This is a genomic window from Schnuerera sp. (assembly GCF_035459645.1).
Classification (GTDB): Bacteria; Bacillota; Clostridia; order Tissierellales; family Tepidimicrobiaceae; genus Schnuerera.
In genome coordinates this window covers 1-5,717 of the sequence record NZ_DATHXO010000275.1, presented here as the reverse complement: position 1 = coordinate 5,717, position 5,717 = coordinate 1, and the positions used below count along the sequence as shown (strand labels likewise).

At 30.7% G+C, this 5,717-nt stretch carries 7 protein-coding genes and 1 pseudogene; all 8 read right to left on the bottom strand.

Annotated features, from left to right (window positions below; all coding sequences use genetic code 11):
- Positions 1-528: tRNA (guanosine(37)-N1)-methyltransferase TrmD (gene trmD / locus VK998_RS06425; protein ID WP_325226701.1), on the bottom strand; the 528-nt coding region annotated here is incomplete at its 3' end.
- Positions 525-1,028 (bottom strand): ribosome maturation factor RimM, encoded by a 504-nt coding sequence (gene rimM, locus VK998_RS06420; protein ID WP_325226699.1) that lies wholly within the window; start codon positions 1,026-1,028, stop codon positions 525-527. The genes trmD and rimM, both read right to left, overlap by 4 nt.
- An 83-nt stretch (positions 1,029-1,111) precedes the next feature.
- A complete protein-coding gene (locus VK998_RS06415; protein ID WP_325226697.1) occupies positions 1,112-1,342 on the bottom strand; it encodes a KH domain-containing protein in 231 nt (76 codons plus the stop codon).
- A gap of 18 nt (positions 1,343-1,360) precedes the next feature.
- Positions 1,361-1,633 (bottom strand): 30S ribosomal protein S16, encoded by a 273-nt coding sequence (gene rpsP / locus VK998_RS06410; RefSeq protein WP_325226695.1) that lies wholly within the window; start codon positions 1,631-1,633, stop codon positions 1,361-1,363.
- Between the two features lie 30 nt (positions 1,634-1,663).
- Entirely contained in the window at positions 1,664-3,004 is a 1,341-nt protein-coding gene (gene ffh, locus VK998_RS06405) for a signal recognition particle protein (RefSeq protein ID WP_325226693.1), read from the bottom strand.
- Positions 3,004-3,387: a YlxM family DNA-binding protein gene (gene ylxM / locus VK998_RS06400; protein WP_325226690.1), complete on the bottom strand. Its 384-nt coding sequence runs from the start codon at positions 3,385-3,387 to the stop codon at positions 3,004-3,006. Before ylxM ends, ffh begins: the two co-directional genes overlap by 1 nt.
- Positions 3,388-3,478: 91 nt before the next feature.
- Positions 3,479-4,525, bottom strand: a complete 1,047-nt coding sequence (gene ftsY, locus VK998_RS06395) for a signal recognition particle-docking protein FtsY (protein ID WP_325226688.1) — start codon at positions 4,523-4,525, stop codon at positions 3,479-3,481.
- Positions 4,526-4,536: 11 nt separating this feature from the next.
- Positions 4,537-5,717: pseudogene (locus VK998_RS06390) on the bottom strand (hypothetical protein); the annotation flags it as partial.

Sequence of the window (5,717 nt, the reverse complement as noted above, 5' to 3'; positions counted from 1 at the left end):
AGGGTGTTCTAACAATCCATAATAATGAGACTCATCTTTAAAGGACTCTTCTCCACTTAGTGCACCTGGTAACAATCTTATAATAGATTCTATTAAGACCATAGCTGGTATTTCTCCTCCTGTTAAAACATAGTCTCCAATAGAAATTTCTAAATCAACATAATTTTCTACAATTCTATTATCTATACCTTCATAATGACCACATAATAATATTAAATGTTTCTGTTTAGATAACAAGTTAGCTAGTTTTTGATTGTAAACCTTTCCTTGGGGTGATAAATAGATTACCATAGAATTATCGATTTTAGTCTTTTTTATTGCTTCATAAATAGGCTCAGGTTTCATCACCATACCAGGACCGCCACCAAAGGGATAATCATCAACCCTTTTATGTTTATCTTCTGAAAAATCTCTAATATTTATTTTATTTAAAGACACTAAACCCTTATCAATAGCTCTGCCTATAATACTCCAACTTCCCAAAAAATCAAATATCTCTGGAAATAAAGTTAATATATCAATTTTCATACTATCATTCCTTCAATAGGGTCAATTACTATCTTTTTACTAAGTATATCTATACTTACAACAAATTCTTTTACTGCAGGTATTAGATATTCTTTATTTTTTTCATTGTTCTTTACTACATATACATCATTACTTGCATATTTCATAACATCAGTAACTATACCGATTTTCTCTTCTTCGGTATTATAGACAGTACAATCTATGATATCAAAAATAAAGAAATGATTTTTAGGAAGTTTAACTTTATCATCTTCATCTATATAAATATATGCTTCTTTATAGCGGAGGACATCATTTATATTGTTAAATTCCTTCAATTTTAAAATTGCTAGTCCATTAATATACTTAACTTTTTCAACTTCAGCTTTATATTTATTTTCGCCTATATAAATTATATTTAAACTACTAAATCTATTGACATCATCAGTTAAAGGATATACTTTAAGCTCTCCTTTAATGCCATGAGTATTCATTATCCATCCAACTTTAATATAACCCATATTTTCACCAACCAAATTATAGTAGAAAGGGTACCTTAAAAGGCACCCTAGAAGTTTTACCTTTGCAGGTAGAAAATACCATATTATTGAATAATTTCCACCACTACCCTTTTATTCTCTTTAATAGCAGCTGCCTTAACCACTGTCCTAATAGCTTTTGCAATTCTACCTTGTTTCCCAATTATTTTACCCATATCTTCTTCTGCTACTTTTAACTCAATTATAACAGATTGGGTTCCTTCTATTTCATTAACTTCTACATCATCAGGATTATCTACAAGTGCTTTAGCTATTAACTCAACTAATTCTCCCATTTTAGCACCTCCTAGAGATTATTCTTCAGAATCGGTTTCCTTATTCTTATCATATATGCCATTTTCTCTAAACAATCTGTCAACAGTATCAGTAGGTTTAGCTCCATTGTTTAACCATTGGGTAGCTTTTTCATCATCTATCTTAACTGTTTTTGGTTCAGTTAATGGATTATAATAGCCAATTTCCTCGATAAATCTTCCATTTCTTGAGGTTCGAGAATCAGCAACAATTATTCTATAGAAAGGGTTTTTCTTTGCACCCATTCTTCTAAGTCTGATCTTTACAGCCATTTTTCCACCTCCTTCAAATTTTATGTCTATCTAGAAAAAGGGGAATCCTGATTTCCCTTTTTTCTTCATGGATTTTTCCATATCAGTAAATCTTTTCATCATTTTTTTAGTATCTTTAAACTGCTTAAGCAGTTTATTTACATCTTGTACAGTTGTACCACTGCCTTTTGCTATCCTTTTTCTTCGCCTACTATCTATAATAGAAGGATCATTTCTTTCTACAGAAGTCATAGACTGAATAATAGCTTGAATTTTAACAATATCTTTTTCATTTACATCAAGATTTTTTAGAGCTTTGGAATTTATTCCAGGTATCATTCCGAGAAGCTCATCCAGAGGTCCTAAATTTTTCATTTGATCTATCTGATCCAAAAAATCATCAAATGTAAACTGTTGTGATCTAATCTTTCTTTCTAGTTCTAATGCTTTCTTTTCATCAATGGAAGATTGGGCTTTTTCTATTAAGCTTAATACATCGCCCATTCCCAATATTCTAGAAGCCATTCTATCAGGATGAAAAGACTCTAACTGATCTAATTTTTCACCCATACCTATATATTTAATAGGTTTTTCTGTGACTGCCCTAATTGAAAGAGCAGCTCCTCCTCTTGCATCCCCATCTAATTTTGTAAGTACAACTCCTGATATTTCAAGTTTGTTATTAAAAGTTTCTGCTACATTTACTGCATCTTGACCAGTCATTGCATCAACTACTAATAAAATTTCTTGAGGAGATACAGCATTATCAATATTTTCTAATTCATTCATTAAATCATCATCTATATGGAGCCTACCAGCAGTATCTATTATTATACAGTCATTACCATTTCTTTTTCCATGCTCAACAGCTGCTTTTGAAATATCTACAGGATTATTTTTATCTCCCATAGTAAACACGGGGACATCAACCTTTTCACCAACAACCTCTAACTGTTTTATAGCTGCAGGACGATATACGTCACAAGCTACTAACAAAGGTCTTTTATTTTGCTTTTTAAGATTATAAGCCAATTTTCCAGCTGTGGTAGTTTTTCCAGCACCTTGCAATCCACACATTAAAATAACAGTTGGAGGAGTTGAGGCAAAATTTAGTTTAGTTTCTTTTTCTCCCATCAATTTAGTCAACTCTTCATTAACAATTTTGATTACTTGTTGCCCAGGAGTTAAACTTTCCATTACCTCTGATCCAATAGCTCTTTTTTTAATATTCTTTACAAAGTCCTTAACAACCTTAAAATTAACATCTGCTTCTAGAAGGGCAAGTCTTACTTCTCTCATAGCTGAATCAACATCTTTTTCTGAAAGTTTTCCCTTCCCTTTTAATTTTCCCAATGCATTTTGTAATTTTTCAGATAAAGATTCAAAAACCATTAATTAACGACCTCCTGGTTATTGTCAATTATTTTTCTTATTATCTCCTTTAGGTCTTTAACACTATTTAGCATTATTTGATTGTCAATATTTTTAGATTCTTTTTCTATGGTATCTATAAGTTGGAATATTTTATCTATTTCTTCAATGCTATATTTAAATTTGTTCACTAATCCTAGGTTTTTTTCATACTCATATAAATTTTCCTCTGCTCTTTTCAGCGTATCATATACACTTTGACGGCTAATGCCTAGCTCTTCGCCTATTTCAGCTAAAGATAGATCATGAACATAGTACAGTTCAATAGCTGTAAACTGCCTTTCACTTAACAATTTACCATAAAAATCAAATAAAATACCTACTTCTACTAACTTTTCAAACATAAAATCACCAAATAAATAGTATTGTCAAGTTTTTTACTTGACAGTACTATTCTAGTATAACCTAATCTATTTGTCAATATAAAAAATAATTTTAATTATTAAAAATTGCTTCAACAAAATCATCAATGTTGAATTGTTGTAAATCATCAATTTTTTCACCAATTCCTACTAATTTCACTGGCAATCCTAGTTCAGACTGAAGGGCTATTACAACTCCACCCTTTGCAGTTCCATCTAATTTTGTTAACACTACACCTGTTATATCGCAAACTTCCTTGAATACTTTAGCCTGAGAAATTGCATTTTGTCCAGTAGTAGCATCTAAAACCAATAAAACTTCTTTTTTTGCTTCTGGATACTCTCCTTCTACAACGCGAAATATCTTATTTAATTCATTCATTAAATTCTTTTTATTATGAAGTCTCCCAGCAGTATCACATATTAATATATCGGATTTCCGCGCTTTAGCCGCTTGTATACCATCATAAATTACTGCTGCTGGATCCGCCCCTTCACTATGGCTAATAAGATCTGCTCCTGAACGATTACTCCATTCTTCAAGTTGTTCTATAGCTGCAGCTCTAAACGTATCTCCTGCTGCAATAATTACTTTTTTGCTTTCCTTTTTTAAGTTATAAGCCAACTTTCCAATTGTAGTGGTTTTACCAACTCCATTTACACCTACAACTAATATTATTGCTGGCAATGGTTTAATATTTAGAGTATTTTTTTTCCCAGATTCTTTCATAATTTCTTTTATTTCTTCTTTTAATAACTTTTTTACCATTTTTGGTTCAGTAATTTTCTCTTTTTTCACTCGTTCTTTTAGTCCTTCTGTAATCTTCATTGTAGTATTTATCCCTACATCGGCAGTAACTAAAATTTCTTCTAAATCATCAAATAATTCTTCGTCAATTTTTCCATAAGACTTAAGAATACTATCTATCCTATCAGTCATGCCTTTTCTAGTTTTATCTAAACCAGCTTTAAGCTTGTCTAAGAAACTCAAAGTTGGTTTCTTTTCTATCTTTTCCTCTTCATCTTCTTGTTCGTCCTTTTTCAACAAGGACTCATTATCTACTTTTTTTTCTATCTTTTCTTTATCTTCTTTATTCCATTTAAAAATATTTTTGAACATTCAAATCCTCCTTAACTAGCTATTTCTTCTACATTATCTGTTAATTTGATAGATACTATTTTGCTTATACCTTCTTCTTCCATAGTTACTCCATATAGTACATCTGCCATTTCCATTGTACCTTTCCTATGGGTTATCATAATAAATTGAGTATTGCTAAAGAAATTTTTCAGATAATTGGTATATCTACTAATATTTGCTTCATCTAAAGCAGCATCAATTTCATCCAATATGCAGAATGGCGTAGGTTTTATCTTAAGTATTGCAAATAACAGAGCTACAGCAGTTAATGACTTTTCTCCTCCTGATAAAAGGGTAAGATTCTGTAACTTTTTCCCTGGAGGTTGAGCCTTTATTTCTATTCCACAAGTCAAAATATCCTCTTCATCTTCTAAAACTAAACTAGCCTTACCCCCATCAAACAATGTAGCAAAGACTTCATTAAATTCTTCATTGATTTTATTAAAATTATATAAAAATTGATTTTTCATTTTGGACTCCATATCCATAATAACTTGATGCAGATTTTCTTTAGCTAGCAATAAATCTTCATGTTGCTTAGATATAAACTCAAATCTATTCTTTACAACTTTATATTCCTCAATAGAATTTAAATTTACCGTTCCTATTTTTTTAATTTTACCCTTTAATTTGTTAACTTCATTCTTAGCTTTATCTAAATCATCTATCTCAATCCACAATTCAAGTGCCTCATTGTATTCTAATTCGTAGTCTTCCAATAATTTAGAGTGGATATTATCTAATTGAACACTATATTTAGTTTCTTTTAAGTCCCAATTATTTATAACTTTCCCTAATTCGTTTATTTCTTCATTTATATTATTTAATTTATCCTGTTGAAAATAATAGTCTTCCATTAGAATATCTTTTTCATTTTTCAGCATTGCAAAATCTTTGTCCTGTTTTTCTTTTAAATTAGTAAATTTAGATATCTCTTCCTTAAGATTCAACATTTCATTTGTTATATTTTCTATTTCTTTATTGTTTTTCAATAATTCTTCTTTTTTTATTTTTATTAGATTATTAGGCAGGAATACGGTTGGCTGGCCCTCGCCACCACAGTGGTGGTTCTGGGTTCTGGTGTGATTCTGTATCCGGTGGCCAAGCTGCTGAAGCTGAACCTGAAAACCTTCCTGCCACCGATGATGTTCAACAACTCCGGCAACATGGG